Genomic DNA, 25,345 nt, shown 5'->3' on the forward strand with positions numbered 1-25,345 from the left:
TTATTTTCTCCATAGCCTGGACCACCAACCACGAGGTTTCAGTGAATAGGCTAAGTTATTCCAATACCATTGAGATTGATTGTTCTGCGTTTGTTGCCGTAACTTCTGCAAATCCCATCGTTGTGGATGTTTAATCAAAAGCAAACTGTTTTTTCCAAACTGGTTTGTTGCATCAAGCTTATGAACGATTGCGATGCTGTTGTGAGGCGGGCTTAAAAAAATGTCATCGTCGCTGTAAATCATCTGAGAGGTGGAAGGCTTAAAGGCGCCCTCTCCCCAAAGCCATAGGCCATTGACAATTAAGCTATGATCTCGAGCACTATTTAAGGGATGAGCACTTAGGAACATTTGTATCTCAGTTAATAGACGTTGCCAAAAAAAGGTCTTATCCATTTCGCTAATCACAGGCATCATGGAGTGGTGGAGCATGTTTGAGATGGACTGACTGGTAATGGCAGGTAAATGGTCTATTTTTAAAAGCCAGAGGTGTGGGCTGAAGTAAGCGGATTGAATCTCATAGCCTTTCAAAAAATCGGTCACTTGCTCAAATAATAAACGAGATTCACTATCGTCCAGTGCAAGCTCAGCTCCAGCGGCGACAATCATGGCATCGTTGTGAGTGGCTTCCCAATGTATTGGAGAAGCAATCAGCCATTGCCCTTCCAGGTGCATGGCCCGACGTAGAAAATCTCCTAAGGGGGGATTGTCTGGCTTGCAACCCAGGGCAAATAAAGCGTTTTGATAAAATTCGCCCCGGCTTGTCAGTGGTTTGCTATCAGCCGGTGCAAAAGGAGTAGAAGCATTAACTATGATTTGCATGGTTATACCGCTTGCAAATAACCATCCCGCTTAAATAATGCTTTCAAATTGCGCAAAGCTTGTCGTGTGCGTTGATGGTTTTCGATTAAACCAAAACGGACATAGCCATCACCCTGCTGTCCAAAACCAATTCCAGGTGAAACAGCAACAAAGGCTTCTTTAAGCAAATATTTTGAGAATTCAAGGGACCCCATGTGTCGATAAGCAGCCGGGATAGGCGCCCAAACAAACATAGTTGCCTTGGGTTTTTCAACGTACCAACCTAAATCTTGTAAACCATCACACAACACATCACGTCTTTGCTCATATAATTTACTAATTTCATGGACACAGTCGTCTGGTCCCTCTAAAGCTGCAATTGCTGCAACTTGAATGGGAGTAAACGTTCCATAATCCAAATAGGATTTGATGCGGGTTAGAGCAGCAACCAACTCTTCATTGCCACAAGCAAAACCCACTCGCCAGCCAGGCATGTTGTAAGATTTAGACATGGAATAAGTTTCGATTGCTATGTCAATGGCGCCGGGCACTTGCAGAATTGATGGAGCTTTGTAGCCATCAAAAACAATGTCGGCATAAGCCAGATCGTGGATAATCCAAATACTATGGCGTTTAGCCAAAGCGACCACACGCTCAAAAAATTCATATTCCACGCAATGAGTACTGGGATTGGCCGGAAAATTAATAACTAGAGCTTTAGGCCGGGGCCAGGTTTGCTCTATAGCAACTTCAACCGCCTCTAGAAACTGATTCTCATCGATGAGTGGAATTTGCTTAACATTGGCACCTGCAATAATGAATCCATAAGTATGGATAGGATAAGCAGGGTCAGGAACAAGAACCGTATCACCTGGCCCGCTGATGGCCAAAGCAAGATGTGCCAAGCCTTCCTTTGAACCAATTGTGGTTAAAACTTGAGTTTCACTGTTCAACTCGACGTCATAATTTTTCTTATACCAGCTTGCCATTGCACGACGCAGACGTGGGATTCCTTTTGACATGGAATAGCGATGGGTATCGCCACGCTGTGCGGTTTCAATGAGCTTGTCCACAATATGCTGAGGCGTGGGCTGATCCGGATTGCCCATTCCAAAATCAATGATGTCTTCCCCTCTTGCTCGCGCCTCAGATTTCAACTGAGTTAATGTATTAAATACATAAGGTGGCAAGCGTTTGATACGGGGAAATTGGCTCATGTTTTTTGCCTCTGTGGTATACTGAGCAAAATAGTATAAATTAATGTCCTATTAAAAACCATGCATATTAATCTAGAGGCAAATGACAAGCACAGCATTCAAGCTTATACAGAACATGAGGTTCGTATTGATTCAATTAATTATCAATCAAGCCTAATTGTTAACTCTCAGGAAATTATTGCAAATTGGCCGATACGCCGGATTCAAGAACTGGATGAGCAATCTTTGCAACCGTTGTTACAATGGCAACCTAAAATTATACTCATCGGCCATGGTCAAACTGGACATTTTCCTTCTGCGCCTACCTTAAAAACCTTAATGAAACTTGGGATCGGACTTGAATGTATGTCCATAGGAGCTGCTTGCCGAACCTTTAATGTTTTACTAAATGAACAAAGAGAAGTTGCCTTAGGACTTATTTTCTAATTTAAGCCGCTGTTTTGATAATGAGTTCCCGGGCGTCGGATAATCCGTGCTCATCCACGACTCGAACAATGAATTTTCCTGGTCTTGCTGTCCAGAAAAATGGCTGGTCTGGCCGAGCTTGCCCGACAAAACTATCATTGATAAACCAAAAAATGCTGTGAACGTCCGCATCAGTAACAGCTGCAAAAGGGATTAAGGTGCTTGCTTTGGAATTCAGGGGCACCACATAACTTAATTCAGTTTGCGGTGATGTGATTTGCGGGCTTAAGCCTGTGTTCGCAATGGCTGAACACCCTGGGTTATAAGGCGGCGGAACCCTTCGCTGAATTCCTGCTTGTTTAAAAATTTTCAGCAGGTCGCTGGGCCAGAATTCATAAATTTCAAATCGCGTATTTTGAGCGAAATGGCAAGCCCTGAGACCTGTTTTATTGTCAATAGCCACTTCGCGGTAAATTTTATCGGATTGAATTGGAGATTTACCAGGTATGAACCAGGTCATTTCCTTATCCTGACAATAGCGGGTGGGAAGCATCCCTGAAGCTTTGCAAACTTCAACCCGTTGAAGGTTAAGTTGTTCTGGTCTTGGCCAATTGAATGCTATTTGGCCTTTCACTTGTCTAATAGCATCAATTAACTCGAAAAACAAAGGCGCAGCTATATTTTTTCCAATGAAAGCCGGATTTCCTTCATTGTTAAAATTCCCTATCCAAACTGCCATCACATAAGGTCCGAATACACCTACAGCCCAGGCATCACGATAACCAGAAGAAGTGCCTGTCTTCCAGGAAACAGGCAAAGAATTGCCGAGATGTTGTGAGTGGAGTTCAGGCCTCGGAGTTTCTTTAAGAATATCCATCACCAAAAAAGCAGCCTCTGGGCTTAGCAGACGCGTGCCCGTTTCAAAGGGAGCATCCAAACGAAAACGCAGAGGATGCCAAACGCCCTGATTGATCAACATTGCGTAAAGAGTCGTGAGCTCTTGCATCGTCAATTCAGCGCCGCCTAAAGTAAGCGCCAATCCATAATAAGATTCAGGTCTAAGTTGACTGACGTGTGCTTCTTCCAGAAATTGATACAAATTCGGATTAATGAGTTTACTTGCTAAAAAAATTGCCGGAATATTTCGGCTGAGCACCAAAGCATCTTTAGCTTTGACTGGTCCCATGAAATCGTAATCAAAATTTTCCGGGTTATAACTGCCAAAACTATGCGGCACGTCTTTTAAAACCGTGTCAGGATGAATAAGCCCCTGGTCGAAAGCCAAGGCATAGATAAAAGGCTTAAGAGTTGACCCTGGCGAGCGTTTGCTGTCAGTACCATTAATTTGTCCATTAATCTGTTTATTGAAAAAATCCGCTGATCCGAGTAATGCCTGGACGGACATGTCCCTACTGTCGAGCACTAAAACGGCAGCATTATAAACACCAATTTGCTTGTTTCGGCTGATGTAATTAGTAGTAATAGAGCCAACTATTCGTTGTAAATCACGATCAAGAGTAGTATTAATTTCCTGCTCGTTGAATGAATGCCCACGCAGTATTGCATTCACAAAATGTGGCGCTATAAAGGGCATATCCCATTTATTTCGCATCTGCAAAGGTAAATTAATCATGGCTTTTTTTTGGACATCTTGTGGGTGAATTTTTAGCCAGCGCTCGAAGAGCTTATTGCGAATGCCTTTAAGGCTTTGGTTGTTCGGAGTTCTTTTTGTGGGATTTTGGGGAATGACGCTCAGTGCCAAAGCTTCCGAAAGACTTAGTTTAGAGGCAGGTTTGTCAAAATAAATTAGACTAGCGGCTCCGATGCCTTCAATATTCCCGCCGTAAGGAGCCAAATTTAAATAAGCTTCCAATATTTGTGTTTTACTGTAGTGCCGCTCAAGCTGTAGTGCTCGAACAATCTGCATCAATTTTCCGGAAAATTTTTTACTATTTATCCCATAACGTATACGAGCCAGTTGCATGGTGATTGTTGAAGCACCAAGGCGTCTTGATTTAACAAAATAGGTTTGCCAACCTGCTTTAAATACGGCCAGAGGATTGATACCAAAATGCCAATGAAAATATTGATCCTCTTGCAACAAAGTTGCGGAAATTAGAGCCGGTGATATGTGCGATAAAGGTGTAAACAGGCGATATTTTTCATCGCGACTCAGAGTTAACCGCAATAGACGATGTTTGTTGTCAAATACGGCCGTAGAGAAGTCGATTCCTTTTATTAGAGGGGGTTTAGGAGAAAAAAATAATAAGAGACTACCACCAATAAAAACGGTTAAAAAAATTACTGCAATTCGCTTTAAAAGTGGTTTCATCATGTTAATATAGATTGCGTTATTAGAGGGCCATTTTGAATTGATTATTTCAGCTAAATTTGATCTCTTTTTTTACTTGATCAATAACCAGTTTCACTAAGTTATGAGAATTTCTCAATAAGGCACTCGGATCTTTTATGATTCCATAAATCAGGCATGTTTTATAGCTGGATATTATATGAACAAAAAATCTTTTTCCCAAGCGTTTGCTGCATTTTTTACCCTTATTTTTGGTCGGCTGAATTGGAGCAGTCCACCCTGGGTTAGAGCACTACGCAGTCAAGCTCAAAGACATCCCAAGCCATTCTATGGAACAATAATTACTCTTCTACTATTTTTGATTGCTATCGCGTATGGCCTTTATTGGTTTGCTCATCTTCCCAAACCTCAACTCATTACAGCTTTCATCAGCGCTCCTGAGATTACCCCTATTGAGGACAACAAATTAGCACCTCGAAATTTGACCATTGATTTTGGGTTTCCCTCATCTAATCCTGACAAGAAATCTACGCAAGAGGCTAATTCGAATTCTGAAACCAGTAGGGCTGAGGAAAATTCAGAATCCAATGCAAGTAATGAGTTTACAACTAAACCCGTGGCGCCTCTTAATATGTTAGGCAAGGAAGTGACCAAAGGCATCGACATTCAGCCTTCGATAAAAGGGACATGGCTTTGGGACAATGACAGTCGGTTGATATTCACGCCTCAAGAAGATTGGCCAGCAGGACAAACATTTAAAATTCGTTTTGCAAAGGATGTCTTTCGCGCTGATACAAAACTAGAACGCTATGACTATTCATTTGATACACAAGCTTTTCAGGCTAAAATTAGTGATCTCTCTTTTTACCAAGATCCTGTAAACCCCAAGCTAAGACAAGCAACGGCCACCATTGATTTTAATTTTCCAGTAGATCCTTCCAGTTTAGAAAACAAGACGTCCCTTATCCTTCAAGAAGTAAAAAACGGCAAATTGAATTTGAATGCCCAACAGTTTAAATTTAATTTAACGTTTGATGATCATAAACGAGTGGCCTATCTTCGCTCCGAACCACTATCATTGCCCGAAGTGCCTCGCTTTCTGCTCTTGACTATTGAGAAAGGTTTAAAAGCATTGAAAGGAGACGGACACACGCAAGTTTCTTTAACTAAAAATTTGCTTATTCCGGATGCAGGAAGTTATTTTAAAATAACCGCCTCAAAAGCATCCATTATTCGAAACGAACAGGACCGGCCTGAACAGATTCTCACAATAGAAACTTCTCTTGGAGTTACAGAAAAGGAGTTGGCTAAATCGCTTAAGGTTTACCTGCTGCCGCAAAATTACCCTGCAACTGCACATGAAGACGAAAAAGAAAATTATGAGTGGCAAAACCCCGGTGAAATTACGCCCAATATTTTGAAGTTATCCTCCCCTCTTTCCCTGCAAGCAATTCCTGCAGATCGAAACTTTGCTACTCTTCGTAGCTATAAATTTAATGCAAAAGCACCGCGTTATATGTACCTTAAACTGGATAGGGGTACTAAAGCTTTTGGTGATTTTGTTTTAAACCAAAGTTACAGCACCATCATTAAAGTCCCTGAGCTTCCAAAGGAAATTAGTTTTTTACATAAAGGCGCCCTCCTTGCTTTAAATAGTGACAAAAAATTATCGGTACTGGTCAGAGGAATTCCTGCGGTTAAGTTTAACTTTGCCAGAGTATTACCCTCTGACATCAATCAACTTGTCACGCAGACGGAGGGAGATTTTAATAACCCTTATTTCATCAACCAAAATTTTAATCAACAAAACATCAGCCAAATTTTTTCAGAAATTCAACAATTTGATGATTCCGATCCCAGCAAACAACAGTACACAGCAGTGGACTTTAACAAATATCTTTCTGCCAGTGCGAACCCCAGCGGTCCTCAGGGATTGTTTCTTTTGCAGGCCAATGGTTGGGATGTAACTACGAACTCCCCGTTAGATGTCAAAGCAAGTCGTTTGGTTTTAATTACCGATTTGGGTCTTGTTGTTAAGGATAATCGAGATGGCAGCCATGATGTTTTTGTACAATCCATTACCGAAGGTGTTCCTGTTCCTAATGTAAATGTCAGTGTTTTAGGAAAAAACGGTTTGCCTCTGTTAACCTATGCAACAGACGCTCAAGGTCGTGCTAATTTCCCATCCCTGACTGATTTTTCGGATGACCGCGAACCAGTTGTTTATCTAGCCAGTCAAGGGGCAGATGTTTCTTTCATTCCCTATAACAACCCAAATCGCCAGTTAAATTTTTCCCGGTTTGACGTAGGTGGCGTTTATAGCAACTATCCAGATCAAAATAGCCTAAGTGCCTATTTGTTTTCAGATCGTGGTATTTATCGACCAGGAGACGAGGCTCACATTGCCATGATCGTTAAACAAGCTTATGCTCAACCGCAACCACCAGGACTTTTGCTTGAAGCTACTGTCACTGATCCTAGAGGAACCAGCATTTATGACCAGCAATTTACCCTCGACAACTCAGGTTATTCCAGTTTTGATCTTCCGACCACAGCCACTACCCTAACAGGGCAATATCAAGTCAATCTCTACATTGTAAAAGACAAGCATGCGGAAAATTTACTGGGTTCAACATCCTTTCGTATCGCTGAATTTCAGCCTGATCGCATGAGGATTTCATCAAATTTTTCCCAAGGACCTACAGAAGGCTGGGTAAATCCAAAAGATTTAAACGTCAAAGTCCACCTATGGAACCTATATGGATCTCCAGCGGTAAATCGACGTGTAAATGGCAAACTATTGCTATCGCCTAAGCGCATCGAATTTAAAAAATACCCCGACTATATTTTTGCTGATCCTTTAGTTGATCCACAAAAGCCTGCCAAGGTGTTCACCGACAATTTAGCGGATGTTAAAACAAACGAACAAGGGGAAGCAGAATTTAAACTGAAACTTGACCGCTTTGATAAGGCAACGTATCAATTAACATTTTTTGGGGAAGGTTTCGAAACGGAGGGCGGGCGAAGCGTTAGCACGCAATCCAGCATTTTAGTTAGCCCATTAGACCATTTGCTAGGTTATAAACCAGATGGTGATCTTTCCTACGTGAAGCAAAACAGTCAACGTTCAGTCAGTTTGATGGCAATCAATCCCCAGCTGCAGCCTATTGCGCTTAGCAATTTGAAAGTGCAATTGCTGTCTTTACATCCAGTCACTACCCTGGTTAAGAAAGATAATGGCAGCTTTCAGTATCAATCCATTATCCAAAGCAGCCTCTTAAGCAGTAAACCTTTTAGCATTGATCCGAAAGGCAATGAGTTGGTTCTTCCGACAGACCAAATTGGGGATTTCGCATTTTCTATTCTAGATGAAAACAATACTGAGTTGAGCCGCTTCAAATTTTCCATAATTGGCGCCAGCCAACAGCCTCTCGCCAAAAATGCGGAGCTTAGCGTCAAGTTAAACAAAACTGAGTTTAAGGCTGGTGAAGATATAGAATTACAAATCACCTCACCCTATACCGGTTCAGGATTGATTACCATCGAACGTGATAAGGTCTATGCTGTGCAATGGTTTAAAACCAGTATGACCAATTCGGTCCAAAGGATTCACATTCCTGAAAATTTTCAAGGAAATGGCTATGTCAATGTAGCTTTCGTCAGAGATTGGAATTCGCCCGACATTTTCATAAGCCCTTTAAGTTACAGTGTAACTCCGTTTGCAGTTGACCATGACAATCATAATATTCACATAAATCTGGAAACAAAGGAGTTGGCTAAACCCGGTGAACCGTTCGTGATTAATTACAGCAGCGATAAAGCCGGCAAAATAATCGTCTTCGCTGTAGATGAAGGAATTTTACAAGTAGCCAATTACAGCACTCCAAACCCACTCGCCTTCTTTTTCCAAAAGCGCGCACTGGAAGTGTTGACGCAGCAAACAGTCGATCAAATTCTTCCGCAATACATCAAAGAGCGGGAGCTGTCTGCTGTTGGAGGTGATGGCGGAGAAGAAGCATTACGTAAGCACTTAAATCCTTTCAAGCGCAAAACCGATTTACCCGTGGTCTTTTGGTCTGGAATAATTGATACGGATACTAACACTCGGCAATTGTCTTACAATGTCCCAGATTATTTTAATGGCACATTGCGCCTAATGGCTGTTGCTGCTTCAAGTGATTCTGTTGGTTCAGCGGAGAAAAAATCTCAAATTCGTGGAGATTTTGTAATTAATCCCAACACTCCAACATTTGTTTCACCAGGGGATGTCTTTGAAATTACCGCAAGCATCGCAAATAATGTCACAGGGGCAGGACAGCACGGGAAAGTTGATGTGCAATTGACGACTAGTCCTGGTCTTGAGATTGTGGGACCGGCAACGACAACATTAACTATTGCCGAAGGTCATGAGCAAACGGCTCGGTTTAAGTTAAAGGCAAACACTTCTTTAGGTTCAGCAAAAATTAGTCTGCTTGCCAAAATGGGGGATCATTCCAGTAAAATGGATGCCAGTTTAAGCATCCGACCTGCCAGCAACTACCTCACAACCATGCTAAGTGGCATGACGAATGATAAACAAAAATCTTTGCCATTGAATCGGCTACTTTATCCAGAATACCAAAATACGACTGCAGCTGCATCAGGGAGTCCAATGATCCTGCTAAGCGGGTTACAACAATATCTTGATAGTTTTCCCTACGGTTGTACTGAGCAATTAACCAGCAAAGGCATGCCTTTATTGGCTATGGCTGACCAGCCGTGGTTCAGTTCGAAGCTTAAGTCCATCGATAAGCTTTTGGCGGCCACCGTGCAAATGCTCAGCCAGAGGCAAATGTCTAACGGCAGCTTTAGTTATTGGCCTGGACAAGGTGGCGATAACTACAGCACTGATTTCTCAACCGTATATGCGATGCATTTTCTAACGGAAGCCAAAAATCAAGGTTATAGCATTCCTAATGATATTTACAGCGGTGGTGTTGGTTATCTAAAGGATTTAGCATCAAAAAGTCCAACCGACTTCGATATGGCGCGAGTACAAGCTTACGCCATCTATATTTTGACCCGCAATGAAATTGTAACGACGAATTACCTGACCAATTTACAACTTTATATGGAGAAAGAATATTCTCAAAAATGGCAACAAGATATCGCTGGGGCTTATATGGCTTCTACTTATCAAATGCTCAAGAGTTTCAATGAGGCTAATGAACTGATTAGTAAATTTAAAATTCTGGATCAAGTTAAGGACTTTAGCGATTTTTATGATGCGAATATTGCGAATGCGCAATATCTTTATTTAATTGCCAAGCATTTCCCGGAGAGATTGCCAAAATTGGGAAATAATTTAGTTAATAAATTAGTTTCAGCTATGAATTCTGCAGAGATAAATACCGTTTTATCAGGCTACATCACTTTGGCATTCAGCGCTTATGGTCAATCATCAGTCACTGAGGCAGTTAATTTATCAATTGGTGAAACGTTAAATAATAATCTCAGCCGACTGTTAAACTCAACTGAAAACAATTACGTTAAAGCCAAGATTGATGATGAAGCCAAGCAAGTTAATTTTATTAATCCCAATCAGCAGAATTTCTTCTACCAATTAGTTCAGTCGGGTTTCGATAAAAACAAAGTCTTATCTCCAGTAAAGAATGGAGTGGAGATTTATCGCGAATATCAAGATGGTAAGGGCAATGTAATCAATACGGTTAAACTGGGCGATGAAATTGAAGTACACATCCAGATCCGAGCCCTTGAGGATCACTATTATAGCAATATTGCCATTGTCGATTTATTACCAGGCGGGTTTGAAGTCGTTCGAGATTCAGTAAAAAGTGACAATCTGGATTATGTAGATATCCGGGAGGATCGTGTTATTTTCTTCACTGGTGTTGACGCCACAAGCAAACAACTGGTCTATCGCATCAAAGCTACAAATATTGGGAGCTATCAGGTTCCAGCCGTATCGGCAGAATCAATGTATCATCCTAATATTCACGCTGAAGGCATTAGCAGCATGATAGAAGTGAGTAGTCCAGCTCATTGAAACGGGCGGACGCGCGAGCGTCTGCTTTTTTTAATCGGTTAAATCACAATCTCCCCTGCCATTCGAATGCCATCGCGCCTGAATAGTAAACGCAGAAGTACATGCGTTGTCTTTGCAGATCCTTGTTGCTGGAATGATTTGGCAAGCAGTTGCCCAGCCAACACCATTAAAAAAGCTTAGTTGCAGACCTTCGGCCCCTCTCGGTAAAGAAGTTATTCCCAAACTTTCTGCGGTACTACCGGCTACTGTCCAGTTGATTTGAGAACCATCAAGGTTAAAACTGAGGATTAGTTTTTTTACTGGACCTAGATCTCCGCGCCCAAAGGCTACACGAATTGTTTTAGGTAATGCACCACCACTGGGTTCATTGTCATGATCAAAGACATCAACTCTCAACGGGGTGATGTAGTCTTCTCCTTCAAATTTTCCACCGTATTGCAAAGGATTAAAATCAAATTTATTCAGCAGAACCCAGGAAGTAGCACTTAAACTAGCTAAGGTATTGGCATTCCATAAAAATGGAAAAGGGAGTGCAAAACGTCGACTTGCGTATAAATAGGCTCGTCCCATCGACTTAGGTAATTTAATAAAAAATTCTTCTGGTGTTGCGTCTATAAAGCCTATAGCCAAATACTGATCGCTTCTAAGATTAATTAGATTATCTTCCATGCTGAGAGCGTCAGCTTCCAGATCCTGTGTATCCAGCCCCAAACCTGAGTAGTAGTTAATTAACATCCTTAAAGCATTAATTGCGCTTGCACTGTTCTCCCCAGACATGATGTCTTCAGGTTCAACCTCAGTATGATTATTCAACGTGTAACCCACACCCCATAACTCATCATTTTGGAAATACCCACCCTGATTACGCACGATTCGCCACAGATTACGGGCAGTGCCCTCCCCAAACCACTTATCAAGGGTTTCCACCCCTAAAGCAGAAATGGCCAATAGATTTACATTGACCGACATTCCAGATAATTCCCGCGACGTATCCGGAGACCAGTCGTTTTGCAAAGAAGGATTGTTAATTGAGCCTTGAGTGAAGAAAACCTGATTTTCATTATCAAAAGCTCCATTGTAGATAAAACTCAACAATCCCAAAGTTTCCCAGCCATTAATGGTCTTCCCACCGTTTAACATGACGTCAATATTATGCAAAGCACTTGCTACTTCGGCAGTTTGCTCTGTGTTTCTAAGGATATGCCGCAGGATTTGCAAACCGGCAAGCACTGTAAAATTGTCTTCAATAGATACAAGACCTGGCGGAATCATTCCCTGGCCATCTAAAACGCCAGCGGGAGCATAATAAAACGCTCCTACGGCAGTTTGCATGGCAGAAAAAGCATAAAGACTATTGATTGCATTCTTAATTGCAGTGGAACTGGAAGACGGTTTTCCATCATTAAAAATGTATTCAGCTTGCAAAGGAGCTATTAATTGTGCCCAAGCATTCTCGCCAGTTAGGGGTTTCCAATCAGACCAGCTGCTAATGTATCTAAAGAAATCCGGGCTATGGCCTTCCGGATCATTGGCGGCTAAAATGGAGGGGTTATAATCCCATGATAGAAAGTTTTGGTAACGCCCACCATAAAATGGGTCCTTATTGTAATAATTGCTGGTAAGCAAGCGAAAACTAAAGGCTTTACCAGCGTCATCAATGACCAGCTGATTGCCATACAAAAACAGTGGAGCAGTAGCGCGGTTGCCAGGCAGCGAAATTGTGTTTAGCTGATTATTCACCAAAGCTTTTGCCTTACTGCTGCTTAGATAACCGTTTCTTGCAGCTAAAGCCAAAGCAATTTGCCAAAGAGCTGCGTGATAGATATCCGTCCCATATTTCAAATTACTTCGTTCAATCTGGGCTTGGGCTTCAAACCATTGCTGAATCGTGCCATCTAGAGGGTCTAAACCACGGCCCAATATAATGAAAGGGCTAATTAAAAAAGAATAAATCTGACTGTAAATTCGGTCAACAACTGGGCAACTGCTTTCTGGCCGGCAGATAAAATCACCCAAATATCGAGCAATATCTTCAGTATTGCCTAAATAAAAACTGAGAGGTATTGCCAACCCCGATTTGCTGGGGGTTAGCATGGGTGAAGAATTTAAAAAAAGAACCAAATCACTGATTTCCTTATCTCGATTGGCTGAGTTCAAGGAGCTGCAAGTGCTGTACAATAAAATGGCCACAATAAACGATGCAAATTTTCTCATTCCTATCCCTGGTCTTCTGTAGAGAAAAGCTTGCCAATATTTTTAGCTATGCTTTATTTTTAGCATAGGTTTTTAAACTGTGTTTAAATTCCCCAAGATTTAGCGTCTAGATTTGTCTTCTTGCTTCTAAAACATTAGGCACTTGTTCCAATTTAGTCAAAAGTCGGGACAAACTGTTTAAACCATCTATTTCAACGGTCAGTTTAATAAACGCTGTATTGTCTTGTTTATTGCTTTGTGTTTGCAAAGCATAGACATGAGCTTTTTCATTAGCGAGGATTGAAGTGATGTCACGCAATAAATCAGGTCGATCGAATGCTTTAACCAACACGTCTACAACATAGTGATCACGGGTCGTGCTGCCCCAATTAACCTGCAGAAACCGTTGTCTCTGCTTCTCACTGGCATGAATAATGTTTGGGCAGTCTTTTTTATGAACAGAAACACCCCTGCCGACTGTAATATAACCCACAACGTCATCACCAGGCACAGGCTGGCAACAACGAGCCATATGGGTCAATAAATTCCCTACTCCTTCGATTTTCAGATCACTTCCTGTAATTTCAGGCTTACTTTGGGGTTTTACAATATGTTGTATTGGTGGAGAAACTTCTTCAGTAGGCGACAGTTTATTTAGAATATGTCCCAATTTAATGTCACCGCGTCCCAAAGCTGCTAATAGATCATCAATGCGTTTAAAATTAAAATAGCCTAAAATGTCATTCAATCGATCAGATTTAAGACCAAGATTTTTTAATTCTTTATCTAAAATCTCCCGACCCTCATCACGGTTCTTGTCGTAATCTTGCATTTTAAACCAATGAAGGACTTTGGCTTTGGCACGTGATGTCTTTAAATAATTCAAGTGTGGATTAATCCAGTCTCTCGACGGGCGCTCATCTTTGCCGGTTAGGATTTCAACCTTATCACCAGTCTTTAGTTCATAAGTCAAAGGCACTATGGTGCCATTCACCTTTGCGCCGCGGCAACGGTGGCCGATTTGGCTGTGCACATGATAAGCAAAATCAAGAGGGGTTACCCCTTGCGGCAAATCAAGCACATCTCCGCCTGGCGTAAAGACATACACTCGATCTTCAAGGAACTCAGACTCAATTTCCTCTGAAACGCCTTTGGAAACCGCCATTTCCCGATGCCAGGCGAGAACATCACGAAGCCACTCAATTTTACGCTCATGGCTTTCCTTTTGACCTACACCTTCTTTGTACTTCCAGTGTGCTGCAACGCCCATTTCAGCCAAATCATGCATTTGGAAAGTGCGAATTTGAACCTCAAACACGCGCCTTTCAGGGCCTTCGACAGCTGTATGCAACGATTGGTAGCCATTGGCCTTAGGGTTAGCTATGTAATCATCAAATTCGGCAGGGACCTGTTCCCATAAGGCATGCACCAAACTCAATACCTCGTAACACTGTTCTTTACTGTCCACTAAAACCCTAACAGCAGTCGCATCATAAATTTCCCCAAGCGACACATTCTTGCGTTTCATTTTTCGATAAATACTATGAATATGTTTAGAGCGTCCATAAACGCCAAAATGTTTGATGCCAAGAGAATTGATTTGCTTGTTTAATTCATTAACAATGAAATCAACATACTTATCCCGTTCAAGACGTTTAGCATTTAATCCCTTGGCAATGGCTTTATATTCATCCGGATGCAGATAGCGGAATGCCAGATCTTCCATCTCCCACTTAATGGCTCCAATACCCAGACGATTGGCCAAAGGAGCATAAATTTCCATCGCTTCGGTGGCAATTTGTTGACGCAGGGTTTCTGGAAGTTGGCCTGAAGTTCTTAAGATACAGAGGCGCTCGGCAAGCTTGATGAGGACTACCCGCACATCATCCACCATGGCGAGTAACATTTTTCGTATGTTATCAATTTGCTGCTTGTTTTGAGGGTATTTTGCCAAGGCTTGCAAATTATGCATGGCACTCATTTTTTCGATACGTCTGACCAGTTTGGCAATGGAGGCCCCAAGTTGTTCTTCAACGTCGTCTAGGGATAATTCGGCATAATGGACATTTTCAAAAATAATAGCCGCAGCCAGGGTCTCCTGGTCAACCTCAAGGTCAGCCAATACGTCTGCCATGGATAAGCCGAGCTGCAAGCAAGAAACACCCGTCTCAGTAGCATGATCCTGCCCTGCCAGTTGACTTAAGGTGCAAGCACTGCGGATTAAACTTAAATCCTGGAGATATCCTTTACTTGCTAATTGGTGCAACCATTGTTCAACATCAATTGTGCCATCTACGGACACAACTGAAGTTTCTTTGACTCTCACCATAACTATTATCCTTTTTCAAACAAGGCAATGGATTCAACATGTGAGGTATGGGGAAACATGTCCATCACCCCTGCTGCCTTTAATCGATACCCTTGCTGATTAACCAGCACGTCAGCATCTCTAGCCAAGGTAGCTGGATTACAGGAAACATAAACAATTAAATTAAATTTAAATTTATGTATCGACTTAACGATCTCAAAAGCACCTGATCGAGGTGGATCAAGCAGCAGTTTGCTAAACCCATAATTTTTGAGGTTTGTTAAGGCATCAATTTGTTCCAAATTAACGCAATAAAATTCTGTATTGTGCAAATTATTCATTTGAGCATTCATTTGAGCTCTGGCCACCATCGTTTGGCTTCCTTCAATCCCAACTACCTTGGCACAATGTTTGGCAATTGGAAGTGAGAAATTGCCCAACCCACAAAACAGATCCAACACCACATCTTCTGCATTCAAATTCAAGAGCTGCAGGGCTTGGGTAACCATAAGCTGATTTAAACCAGCATTCACTTGAGTAAAGTCCGTAGGATGAAATTGAAATGTAATGCCTTGTTGAGGTAAAGCATAGCTTAAAAATTCTGGGCTTTCCTTTGGATAGAACAGCTGCACGCTGTCAGGACCGCCAGGTTGTAAAAACAATCGAAACTTTGTCCTTTGGCCAAACGCTCTTAATTTTTCCTCGTCCGCAATGGACAACTCATTAAGGTTACGGAAAATCAAGGCAATAACTTCATCTCCGGCAGCAACTTCAATTTGGGCAATTGCGCGGGGATCATCGAGTGAATCAACAAGGCTCCTTAAGTTTTTAATTTCCTCATCAATTTGCGTATTGAGTACGGGGCATCCATTAATTTCAGTAATAAAGCGGGGGTTAATTTTTTCCCGAAAACCTACCAGACTGGCATGTTTCTTTTCTACAAAGCGAACACTCAATCGAGCCTTATTGCGGTAATGCCAACTTTGACTTCTAAGGGGGGGCAGAATTAGCTCAGGTTCACAATGACCAATCCGTTGTAGAAGATTAAGCAGCAACGCTTCCTTTTCCTGGATTTGAGTTTCTTCATTGAGGTGCTGAAGAGAGCAGCCACCACACATCTTGTAATGGGAGCAGCGAGGTTCTACGCGGGACGGTGATGAGGATAAAATGTCGAGGACCCGGCCTTCATCAAAATCACTTTTAATTGTGCTGTATTGAAAAGACACTGTCTCACCTGGTAAAGCTCCTTGTATGAATGTAGTTTTGCCGTTCAATCGAGCGATACCACGACCATCATGGCTAAATCGTTCAACCTCTGCAATTTTTGGTTCTGTCGGTAATTTTTGTCTTCTTTTACTCATCACTGCTTCTCGTTAGGCAGAATCTGCACACCGCCATAATATTTTTGGCCTTGCTGTGTATTTTTAAGGCGGTTAATTGAAAAAATAAAACAAAAGAATAGCACAAGCCAACCCAGACTGTCATTGATGAATCGTCTTGAAAAAAGAATGAAAACACCTTTCGGTTATAATCAGTAAAGCATTAATGAAATTGGATTGGGAGCAGTGAAGCCCCCTAATGCAGTTATAGCAACAAAGCAAAAGAGCCACTAACGCCATTTGCGGCTAACTTATTTTTAAGACTGTCTGACATTTGCTTACTAGCAAACGGACCGACACGAACGATGTATCGTTGCTTGTATTTCTCAATAATAACGGGTGAAGGTGTTAATTTGGCCAATTTGCTTTTTAAGGCTAAGGCCAGATTTTGCGAACTGAAAGCTCCTGCCTGAACATAATAATGGGCCACTCGTTTACCCATATTTAATGCCTCAATTTCAACAGGCGCTGTTCCCTTTGGAAGCAAGCCCAGCTTGGCCGCTGCAGCATAAGAGAGGTCAATTACCCGATCATTGCGAAATGGTCCCCTATCATTGACTTTCACAATAGCAACTTGTCCATTGCTTAAATTTTTTACTCGCACATAGCTCGGTAAAGGCAAAGTTTTATGGGCTGCCGTCATAGCATACATATTGTAATCATCGCCGCTAGATGTTCTTTGCTTGTGAAACTTTGTGCCATACCAGGAAGCTACTCCCCGTGCCTTGTATCCACTTGAGGATTTCAAAACTTGATAGCGTCGACCTTCGACCAAATATACATCGGGGTTCCCATAGCGGCTAAGCGGTTCAGACTTAGGTTTTACCTCTTTAAAGGTTGTGGGAATTGGACCTGCTGGAGCCCCATCATTGGCTTGTTTATAGCGGGATACGGAAGAGTATTTTCCCTTGGTGTTGCTTTGTTTGTGTGCCGTTACATGTCTGGATTTTCCAGCCCCTTGCTGGGTAACCGGTGCAGTCGCGCAAGCAGCGAGAAGACAGAAGGCTAAAAGATAGAGGACTCGCATTAATATACTCAACTCCTATTATTTTTTTTCTGTAATATATACAAAGAAAATTGGCATTAAAATACTTTTTAACGGATTCATGGAGTGGAAAAGTAGACAATACAAGCTTTTACACTTGATTCTTAAACACAATTTAAAAAAATTCTGCTGTCATGGTAAGCAAAATCACAGTAAAAAATTTTCCAGCACGATGAGTTTGGTTCGGATTGAGGCTGTGATAACATGACGGAATTTTTGTAACCATGAGTAAAGAAAACATGAAGTCATCATTCTCAAAATGCAAATTGCTAACCAGTGCCAGTTTGATTTTCGGTTCTAGTTTATTGTTTGCAAGCGCAGATGTTCTACCGACAGCTAACTTGTCCAATAGCATTCCACCTACGGCACCGGTAAATAATAAGCCACTTATCACGCCCTCGGCTCCAACATTAAATGCGAAAGCTTACATTCTTATTGATGTGAACAGCGGTAAAATTATTGCTGAAAAAAATAGCGATCAGAAATTACCACCCGCTAGCCTAACCAAGATGATGACACTTTTTGTCATTTCCAATGCGCTACAAAATCAACAAATTCATTTAACTGACACAGTGAGGATCAGTCGTGATGCCTGGAAAACAGGCGGCTCTCGCATGTTTGTCAAGGAAGGCCAACAAGTTTCAATTGAGGATTTACTCAAAGGAATCATCGTAGACTCTGGGAACGACGCCTGCGTCGCTATGGCCGAGCACCTCGGAGGCAGTGAGCAAGGCTTCTCAGAAATAATGAATCAACAAGCCCAGAATTTGGGAATGAAGGATAGCCATTTTACAGACAGCACAGGCTTACCTGATGAAAATCATTACACCACTGCCAAAGATTTAGCAATTCTTGGGCGAGCTCTAATTCTTAATTTCCCCCAATACTATGAATGGTACAAACAAAAATGGTTTACTTATAATGGTATCAGGCAGCCAAACCGCAATCGTCTCCTTTGGAGAGACAACCAGGTGGATGGAATAAAAACCGGGCATACCAACGAAGCAGGTTTCTGCCTCGTCTCTTCTGCTAAACGCGATAACATGCGTTTACTGGCTGTTGTTATGGGATCGCCAACCGACGCTGCACGTGCGGATGATAGTGAGCGACTGTTAAATTATGGATTTCGTTTCTTTGAAACTCATCAACTTTACAAAGCGGGTCAAACCATTAGTGAAATCCCGATTTATAAAGGGGCTGTGGATAAATTAAACGTAGGTTTGCAAACCGATCAATTTGTAACCATACCCAGTGGTCAGTACCAACGTTTGAGCATCAATACAAAGATACCTCCTAATTTGCAGGCTCCTATCGAAAAAGGCCAAAAAGTGGGCGAATTAGTTGTCCAATTTGATAACAATATTCTCTCCAGCTACAATTTGTATGCACTACAAGCCGTGCCTAAAGGAGGCATGTTTACATGCATGAAGGACTCTATCCGTTTGGCATTTAGAAGCTGGTTTGGTTAAAAGGGATTTATATGATGGGCATTGTCTATCTTAATGGTGAGTTTGTTGAAGCTGCAGACGCAAAAATTTCCATTTTTGATCGTGGCTTCTTATTTGCAGATGCCATATATGAGGTAATTCCAGTCTATCAAAGCCGCCCTTTTTTCGTCGCCCGGCATATGAAACGATTGGAAACCAGTCTTGACAATGCCAGAATTCCAAAGCCAAATCTAGATTGGTTAAACCTGTTTCAGCAATTGATTGAATTAAATGGCGGAGGAGACCTGCAGATTTATGTACAGGTTACACGTGGAAACCAAGGGGTTCGTAAACACGACATTCCAGATGGGCTGCGCCCCTCGGTGATTGCATTTACCATTCACACCCCTTATGCCTCCTTCGAAACCAAGGCAAAAGGTCTAAGGGCCAATGTGATTGAAGACATCCGTTGGTTACGCTGCGACATCAAAACCACTTCTTTGCTTGCTAACATTCTGCTCAATGATGCTGCCGTGTCGAATGGCGCTCATACTGCAATTTTATCTCGCGATGGCTTTTTAACTGAGGGAAGTGCAAGCAATATTTTCATGGTGGATGAGGAAGGAATTGTGCTAACCCCTCCCCTGGATAATTTATGTTTGGCAGGTATCACGCGTCAAATTACCATTGAACTGCTTCGATCTATGTCCTGGCCATTTCGAGAAGAAAAGATTCCTATAGGGCGTTTGTATCAAGCTCAGGAAATTTGGCTTACCAGCACAACCAAGGAAATTTATCCTATAACTTATATTGATGATGTGATGATAGCCGAGGGCCGTGGAGGTTCATACTGGGATAAAATTCATCGAAATTTTAAACAATTAATCCAAAGCAATTATGACTGATAAAAAATCATTAATAGAATTCCCCTGTAATTTTCCTGTAAAAATTATCGGCAGGAATAACGATGACTTATTCAAAGAGATTTGTGGAATTGCAAAAAAACATTTTCCTGACACGCTTGATGATGCAATTAGTGCCAAGGAGAGTGGGCAAGGAAATTATCTTGCCATCACAGTAATAATCTATGCTCATAGTCAACTTGCTTTGGATGCTCTTTATCTTGAATTAACACAGCATCCTGATATTAAATGGGTATTATGATGCTTCAAATAAAATATTTAGGGGTGCAACCCTATCTGAGTGTTTGGGATGATATGAAGCGATTCACGTCTTCAAGAGATGAAAATACGGATGATGAATTATGGCTTCTTGAACATCCAGCCGTATACACTCAGGGACAGGCCGGGAAAGCAGAGCATATTTTAAATCCTTCTTCAATTCCGGTGGTGCAAACCGACCGCGGTGGGCAGGTTACCTATCATGGACCTGGACAATTGGTTGCTTATGTTCTAATGGATATCAGCAGACGAAATCTTGGGGTAAGGACCCTGGTGGCAAAACTCGAACACATTCTAATGGATTTACTAGGTAAATACGGCATCGTAGCCAATATTCAACCTGGGGCGCCAGGTGTATATGTCGACGATAAAAAAATTGCTTCAATAGGACTGAGGGTAAAAAATGGCCGTACTTATCATGGGATTGCTTTAAATGTGGCAATGGATTTAGAACCTTTTAATGGAATTAACCCCTGTGGATTTGCCAAATTAAGAATGACGCAGATTAGTGATTACTTTCACCCTGTTAGTGTTTCAACTGTCAGCAAAGATTTTGCTGACACTTTTTTAACCTATTTTGAACGCTAATTATGCATTTTTTCTCTAATTATCTTCAACCACTTGTACTTTGGCTTCATGACCATCCCAATTGGGCATTATTGATCACGTTCTTCATTTCTTTTGCTGAATCTTTAGCCATTATTGGCAGCATAGTGCCTGGCTCAGTAACTATGACTGCGGTTGGAATTTTGGCTGGATCTGGCGTCATGAGAATTGATTTAACCTTTGTAGCTGCCACTCTTGGAGCAGTGGCCGGGGATGGAGCAAGTTACGCACTTGGCTACATTTTCAGAGACCGACTCATTAACGTTTGGCCCTTTAGCCGTTATCCAAACTGGTTATCGCTTGGTAAAGATTATTTTTCAAAGCATGGAGGAAAAAGTGTTGTCGTAGGACGCTTTGTAGGTCCTTTGCGCTCAATAATTCCTGTTATTGCCGGAATGATGGGAATGAGTCATTGGCGTTTCTTCCTAGCCAATTTCATATCTGCACTGGGTTGGTCAATCCTTTATGTATTACCCGGTGTTTTAATTGGTGCCGCAAGCAGTGAGTTATCCCCTGAGAGTGCAACTCGCCTGTTTTTGCTTGTTTTATTTTTACTTGCTGGACTTTGGCTTTTAAGTGTGGGTTTGAAATGGCTATTTATTCGTTTAAACCACATCCTGCGGAAGGGTTTACACAGTTTCTGGTCCTGGTCCCGCGAACACCCTTATCTGGCCAGGCTGTTTATAAAGGTTACTCCCGTCGATGAAATTAATTATTATCCCACAGCGGCCATCGTTATTCTGTTTATCTTAAGTTCGGTTCTATTTTGCCTGTTATCCATACTCGTTATCCACCAAAGCTGGATAACAGACATTAATGAACCGGTTCACTTATTTTTACAAAGCTTACGAACAAAACCATTTGATTCATTTTTTATCGTGGTTTCAGAGCTATCCGGATCAGTTGCTGTTGTTACGCTAATCATTGCTGTTGCGTCCATTGCCATTTATTTTCGGGATTGGCGCTCACTTTCCTATTGGCTTAGTCTTTGTCTCACAACCACCATTGTATTGTTGTTTTTATATGGATTCATACACTACCCAAGGCCACGTGGATTGTTGGAGGTTCAAACTGGTAATTCTTTCCCATTGATTGGTTTGACTTATGCTGCATCTCTTTTTACAGCATTTATGTTTTTCTTAAATGCCTATTGCGTTAATTTAATCAACCGGTTTGTGAAAATCATTCTCTCCATTAGTTTATTTTTAGCTGGATTTGCTCCAGTTTATCTCGGAGATAACTGGTTGACTGACGTCTTGGGGGCTTACCTTTGTGGTTTCAGTCTTAGTTTAATTCATTGGCTTTTTTATCGCCAACAGAAGCCAGTCATCCACTGCTCAGCTTATGGTCCTCTTTCCTTAAGCCTTGTCCTGATTATTTTTAGCTTTATGGAAGCCATCCCCTTTTATCGACAGGAACTGCATAATCATCAACCTTATTTAGCACAATACCTCTTCACCGATGATTTATGGTGGGATCAAAGTAAACCCCTTTTGCCTATTTATCGTACTAACCGAATTGGCAACCGCATCAGTGTGTTTAATATACAATATGCTGGCTCATTGAATAATCTTGAGCAATCTCTTAGCTCCTACGGCTGGCGAAAAGTAGATGATTCTTTTTTCAATTCCCTTATTTCTCGGGTGAGCGGTCAACCGGCTGCACAAGATTTGCCTTTAATGGCGCAGCTGTATCTAAACAAAAAACCTATGTTGATGATGATTTTTCAACCCAACGATGGAAATCCAGTACAGGTTTTACGCATTTGGCGATCCAATTTTCACTTGAAAAGTATGAAACAACCTATCTGGCTTGGTAGCGTTCATCCGAGAAGGTTACCTAAAAATCAAATTAAGAATCAGCCAATAAGCAATGTAAAAAATAGACCAGCATCCATTTATTACGTAAGTGCTGCTTTATCGCAATACATGCAGAGACAAGTTTCCCTGCCCATTAAATTTAAATTACCTGTAGAAGTAGAGCCGATTTTGCTATTGATAAAAGAGCCCTCTGTTTCGCAAGAGCCCTAGCCTATTTTTCATACTGGTACTTTGCAATTCGTCTTTAGCCTTGGTATTCTCGAGACAGAAGCTTTAGTCTGAGGTACACTAAATTCCAATTAGTCATTGTTCCAGGAAAGGATACTTTAATGATTAACATTGCGGACTTGATTCACATCATACTTCCATTCTTGGCGCTTATTGTTTTGGTTTTAGGACTTAAATTTAAGCGCAGTAATTATATCCTAATTGCCTTATGGGTAAGTTTAATTACCTTATTGCTGGCGTACCGAGCCTCAGGCGGTGAAATTTTAGGAAGTTATTTTAACTATCTTCATGCCTCAACCTATTCTTTAAATTTAATAATCCTTTTGGTCTCTTTCCTGTATCTCTTATTAACTGCCGTAGCTCGAATCAATCACTATCTAATCCGCTCTGTCTCCAGTTTAGTCTCAGCTGCATTAACAATTGGAGTGGTTTTTTTATTAATTAATTTGTGGGTTAATGCCATTTTTATTGAGCATCGCCTGGCAGGCACACCAATACTGCAAGTAGCTACCTTCAACAAACCACCTTATTGCGATTATAAATATGTTTTTTATAAAATCAGTGACAACAACAAGGTGAAATTCATGTGCCCAAATCACTATGGCCTTTTACCATCAATTGGCGAATTAAATGCAGCCCCCACCTTTGTAATAAAACAGCTGCCTACAGAGGTGAGAGCGAGGTTTCAGCAACCTACATAAGTGAATTATTGTATTGCTTAGTAAGGAGTTGAAGTCGTGTTATCAATTTGTTCTATCAAATATTTTTTGTTAACATACCGAAAATTTTTTGCCAAATCAATTATGCGCAGTTTGCTTTTATTCATTGCATTTTTGTTTTCTTCATTCACCTTCAGCATGGCCCCAAAACTTAATTGGGAACAGGCTGTTGATAAAGCAATTGCCAAATATGGTTTAAGAACAGAACCCGAATTAAAACGTTTTTTTGCGAATGCACACGTTGCCTACCCACCGAACGATGTTGCGCTTTTGGCCTTTAAAAAAGAAAGACAGCTAGAGCTTTGGGCTAAAGATGACAATCAAACCTGGCAGTTCATTCATACCTACCCCCTTACAGCATTTAGTGGACGATTAGGACCAAAATTGAAAGAAAGGGATGGACAAATCCCTGAAGGTATTTATCGCTTAATTACGTTTAATCCTTTCAGTTCAATGCACTTATCAATGATGATTGATTACCCCAATAATTTTGATCGTTTACAAGCGATTAAAGATGGACGCAAGCAACTTGGGAATAATATTTTTCTTCATGGAAAATCCCTCTCCGTAGGCTGTTTAGCCGTGGGGGATCGAGCAATTGATCAACTTTTTTTACTGGCAAGACGGGTGGGTTTAAGGCATGTCAAAGTCATCATAGCCCCCAATGATTTACGAGTGGCAAAACCAGCAACCTCCAATTTTGCCCAACCGCGATGGTTGCCTGAGTTGTATAAGCAAATCTCAACGGCTTTGAACCAATTCCCACCAGCACAGAAAAAAATACTTATTGCGAATAAATAATTTTTTGTTTTCTACTCTATTTCAGCCCTCGCAAATTTTTAAAGATTGCGTGACCATGATATTTTTCATCCTAATTATTTAAGTTTTGAACTGCAAAAAATTACTCTCTGCTGTTCCAAGTAGCCATCAAAACTGCAAGCCTTTGAGAAATCATTTAAATAACATTAGCTGCTCGGCTAATTACAAGAGCAAAACAACTATCATTTCCATTTAACTAGTTAGGTATCGATGCTTAACTGTGTTTTTATACATACAGACGCTGAATAATAAGTTAGTGTTCTGCAGCCATATAGAAAGAATGTAGGGAATTAAGTATTAGAAGATAAGCACAACTTTGGTTAATTATACCCAAGGATCATTTCTAATCTTTTTACCCTCTCATCTGCAAAAATTATTATCTATGTTAAAGATTTCTGTGTTCGTTTAAGGGGGGTCGCCCTATAATAATTATATATAAATTATTATTAAAATGGATTTATTATTGGAGGAAAATTTCTATGCATAGAAAACAAATTGTAGATAATCTGCTCGTACGTACCATTACTGATGCAGGCTATAATCCTAAGGATTTTACTTGGGACTATACGGATAGGTCAATAACCCAACCAGATATTTTCCTTATAGAAGCAGAGTTATTAGTGATTAAAAATGATAGTAAAAAAAGCAAGAACTATCAGTTTTCCTCATCATGGCCTGCTCAATTATGTAAAGATTTAACTGCAGGCTATTTTGATAATTAATGTATTTAAAATTTTTGCTTATCTTTAACGCTATTATGACGCGCAAGTAATTTTAGCTGCTGTTTATCCATAACCTGAAGCTGCAGTTTGAAATTGCTTCATGAGAACTTAACCCAGCACG

At 41.1% G+C, this 25,345-nt stretch carries 17 protein-coding genes; 10 read left to right on the forward strand and 7 right to left on the reverse strand.

The features are described from left to right. Positions 1–819, reverse strand: coding sequence for a hypothetical protein (locus tag EL203_RS06925; RefSeq protein ID WP_058471008.1), 819 nt, complete (start codon positions 817–819; stop codon positions 1–3). A 2-nt stretch (positions 820–821) separates the two neighbouring features. Next, on the reverse strand, positions 822–2,015 hold the full coding sequence (alaC, locus tag EL203_RS06930) for an alanine transaminase (protein WP_058471007.1): 1,194 nt from the start codon (positions 2,013–2,015) through the stop codon (positions 822–824). Positions 2,016–2,075: 60 nt separating this feature from the next. On the opposite strand from alaC, the gene EL203_RS06935 reads away from it, so the two are divergent. Further along, the gene (locus EL203_RS06935) at positions 2,076–2,441 is read left to right on the forward strand and encodes an Mth938-like domain-containing protein (RefSeq protein ID WP_058471006.1); all 366 of its coding nucleotides are present in this window, start codon (positions 2,076–2,078) and stop codon (positions 2,439–2,441) included. A gap of 1 nt (position 2,442) precedes the next feature. On the opposite strand, the gene pbpC is transcribed toward EL203_RS06935, so the two are convergent. After that, positions 2,443–4,752, reverse strand: coding sequence for a penicillin-binding protein 1C (pbpC, locus tag EL203_RS06940; protein WP_058472206.1), 2,310 nt, complete (start codon positions 4,750–4,752; stop codon positions 2,443–2,445). A gap of 178 nt (positions 4,753–4,930) precedes the next feature. On the opposite strand from pbpC, the gene EL203_RS06945 reads away from it, so the two are divergent. Further along, on the forward strand, positions 4,931–10,777 hold the full coding sequence (locus tag EL203_RS06945; RefSeq protein WP_058471005.1) for an alpha-2-macroglobulin family protein: 5,847 nt from the start codon (positions 4,931–4,933) through the stop codon (positions 10,775–10,777). A gap of 30 nt (positions 10,778–10,807) precedes the next feature. Here EL203_RS06945 and EL203_RS06950 read toward each other — a convergent pair whose 3' ends face one another. The 4 genes from EL203_RS06950 to EL203_RS06965 all read right to left on the reverse strand — a co-directional run bounded on the left by EL203_RS06950 (position 10,808) and on the right by EL203_RS06965 (position 17,684). Beyond that, positions 10,808–12,991: a hypothetical protein gene (locus EL203_RS06950; protein WP_058471004.1), complete on the reverse strand. Its 2,184-nt coding sequence runs from the start codon at positions 12,989–12,991 to the stop codon at positions 10,808–10,810. 106 nt (positions 12,992–13,097) lie between these two features. Next, positions 13,098–15,299, reverse strand: a complete 2,202-nt coding sequence (relA, locus tag EL203_RS06955; protein WP_058471003.1) for a GTP diphosphokinase — start codon at positions 15,297–15,299, stop codon at positions 13,098–13,100. Positions 15,300–15,304: 5 nt separating this feature from the next. Then, positions 15,305–16,639 (reverse strand): 23S rRNA (uracil(1939)-C(5))-methyltransferase RlmD, encoded by a 1,335-nt coding sequence (rlmD, locus tag EL203_RS06960; RefSeq protein WP_058471002.1) that lies wholly within the window; start codon positions 16,637–16,639, stop codon positions 15,305–15,307. Between the two features lie 223 nt (positions 16,640–16,862). Beyond that, positions 16,863–17,684: a septal ring lytic transglycosylase RlpA family protein gene (locus EL203_RS06965; protein WP_058471001.1), complete on the reverse strand. Its 822-nt coding sequence runs from the start codon at positions 17,682–17,684 to the stop codon at positions 16,863–16,865. A gap of 257 nt (positions 17,685–17,941) precedes the next feature. Here EL203_RS06965 and EL203_RS06970 point away from each other — a divergent pair, with 257 nt between their 5' ends. From EL203_RS06970 to EL203_RS07005, 8 genes are all read left to right on the forward strand, one after another. Continuing rightward, the gene (locus tag EL203_RS06970; RefSeq protein WP_082647162.1) at positions 17,942–19,171 is read left to right on the forward strand and encodes a D-alanyl-D-alanine carboxypeptidase family protein; all 1,230 of its coding nucleotides are present in this window, start codon (positions 17,942–17,944) and stop codon (positions 19,169–19,171) included. An 11-nt stretch (positions 19,172–19,182) separates the two neighbouring features. After that, on the forward strand, positions 19,183–20,034 hold the full coding sequence (locus tag EL203_RS06975; protein WP_232003913.1) for an aminotransferase class IV: 852 nt from the start codon (positions 19,183–19,185) through the stop codon (positions 20,032–20,034). After that, positions 20,027–20,293 (forward strand): YbeD family protein, encoded by a 267-nt coding sequence (locus EL203_RS06980; RefSeq protein ID WP_058470999.1) that lies wholly within the window; start codon positions 20,027–20,029, stop codon positions 20,291–20,293. Before EL203_RS06975 ends, EL203_RS06980 begins: the two co-directional genes overlap by 8 nt. After that, entirely contained in the window at positions 20,293–20,898 is a 606-nt protein-coding gene (lipB, locus tag EL203_RS06985; RefSeq protein WP_122224930.1) for a lipoyl(octanoyl) transferase LipB, read from the forward strand. Before EL203_RS06980 ends, lipB begins: the two co-directional genes overlap by 1 nt. Positions 20,899–20,900: 2 nt before the next feature. Continuing rightward, entirely contained in the window at positions 20,901–22,946 is a 2,046-nt protein-coding gene (locus EL203_RS06990; RefSeq protein WP_058470997.1) for a VTT domain-containing protein, read from the forward strand. Positions 22,947–23,065: 119 nt separating this feature from the next. Beyond that, positions 23,066–23,665, forward strand: a complete 600-nt coding sequence (locus EL203_RS06995) for a hypothetical protein (RefSeq protein WP_058470996.1) — start codon at positions 23,066–23,068, stop codon at positions 23,663–23,665. A gap of 156 nt (positions 23,666–23,821) precedes the next feature. Then, positions 23,822–24,484: a L,D-transpeptidase family protein gene (locus tag EL203_RS07000; RefSeq protein WP_058472204.1), complete on the forward strand. Its 663-nt coding sequence runs from the start codon at positions 23,822–23,824 to the stop codon at positions 24,482–24,484. Between the two features lie 497 nt (positions 24,485–24,981). After that, a complete protein-coding gene (locus EL203_RS07005) occupies positions 24,982–25,224 on the forward strand; it encodes a hypothetical protein (protein WP_058470995.1) in 243 nt (80 codons plus the stop codon). The last annotated feature ends 121 nt before the right edge of the window (positions 25,225–25,345 follow it).

Source organism: Legionella jordanis (assembly GCF_900637635.1).
In the GTDB taxonomy this organism is placed as follows: Bacteria; Pseudomonadota; Gammaproteobacteria; order Legionellales; family Legionellaceae; genus Tatlockia; species Tatlockia jordanis.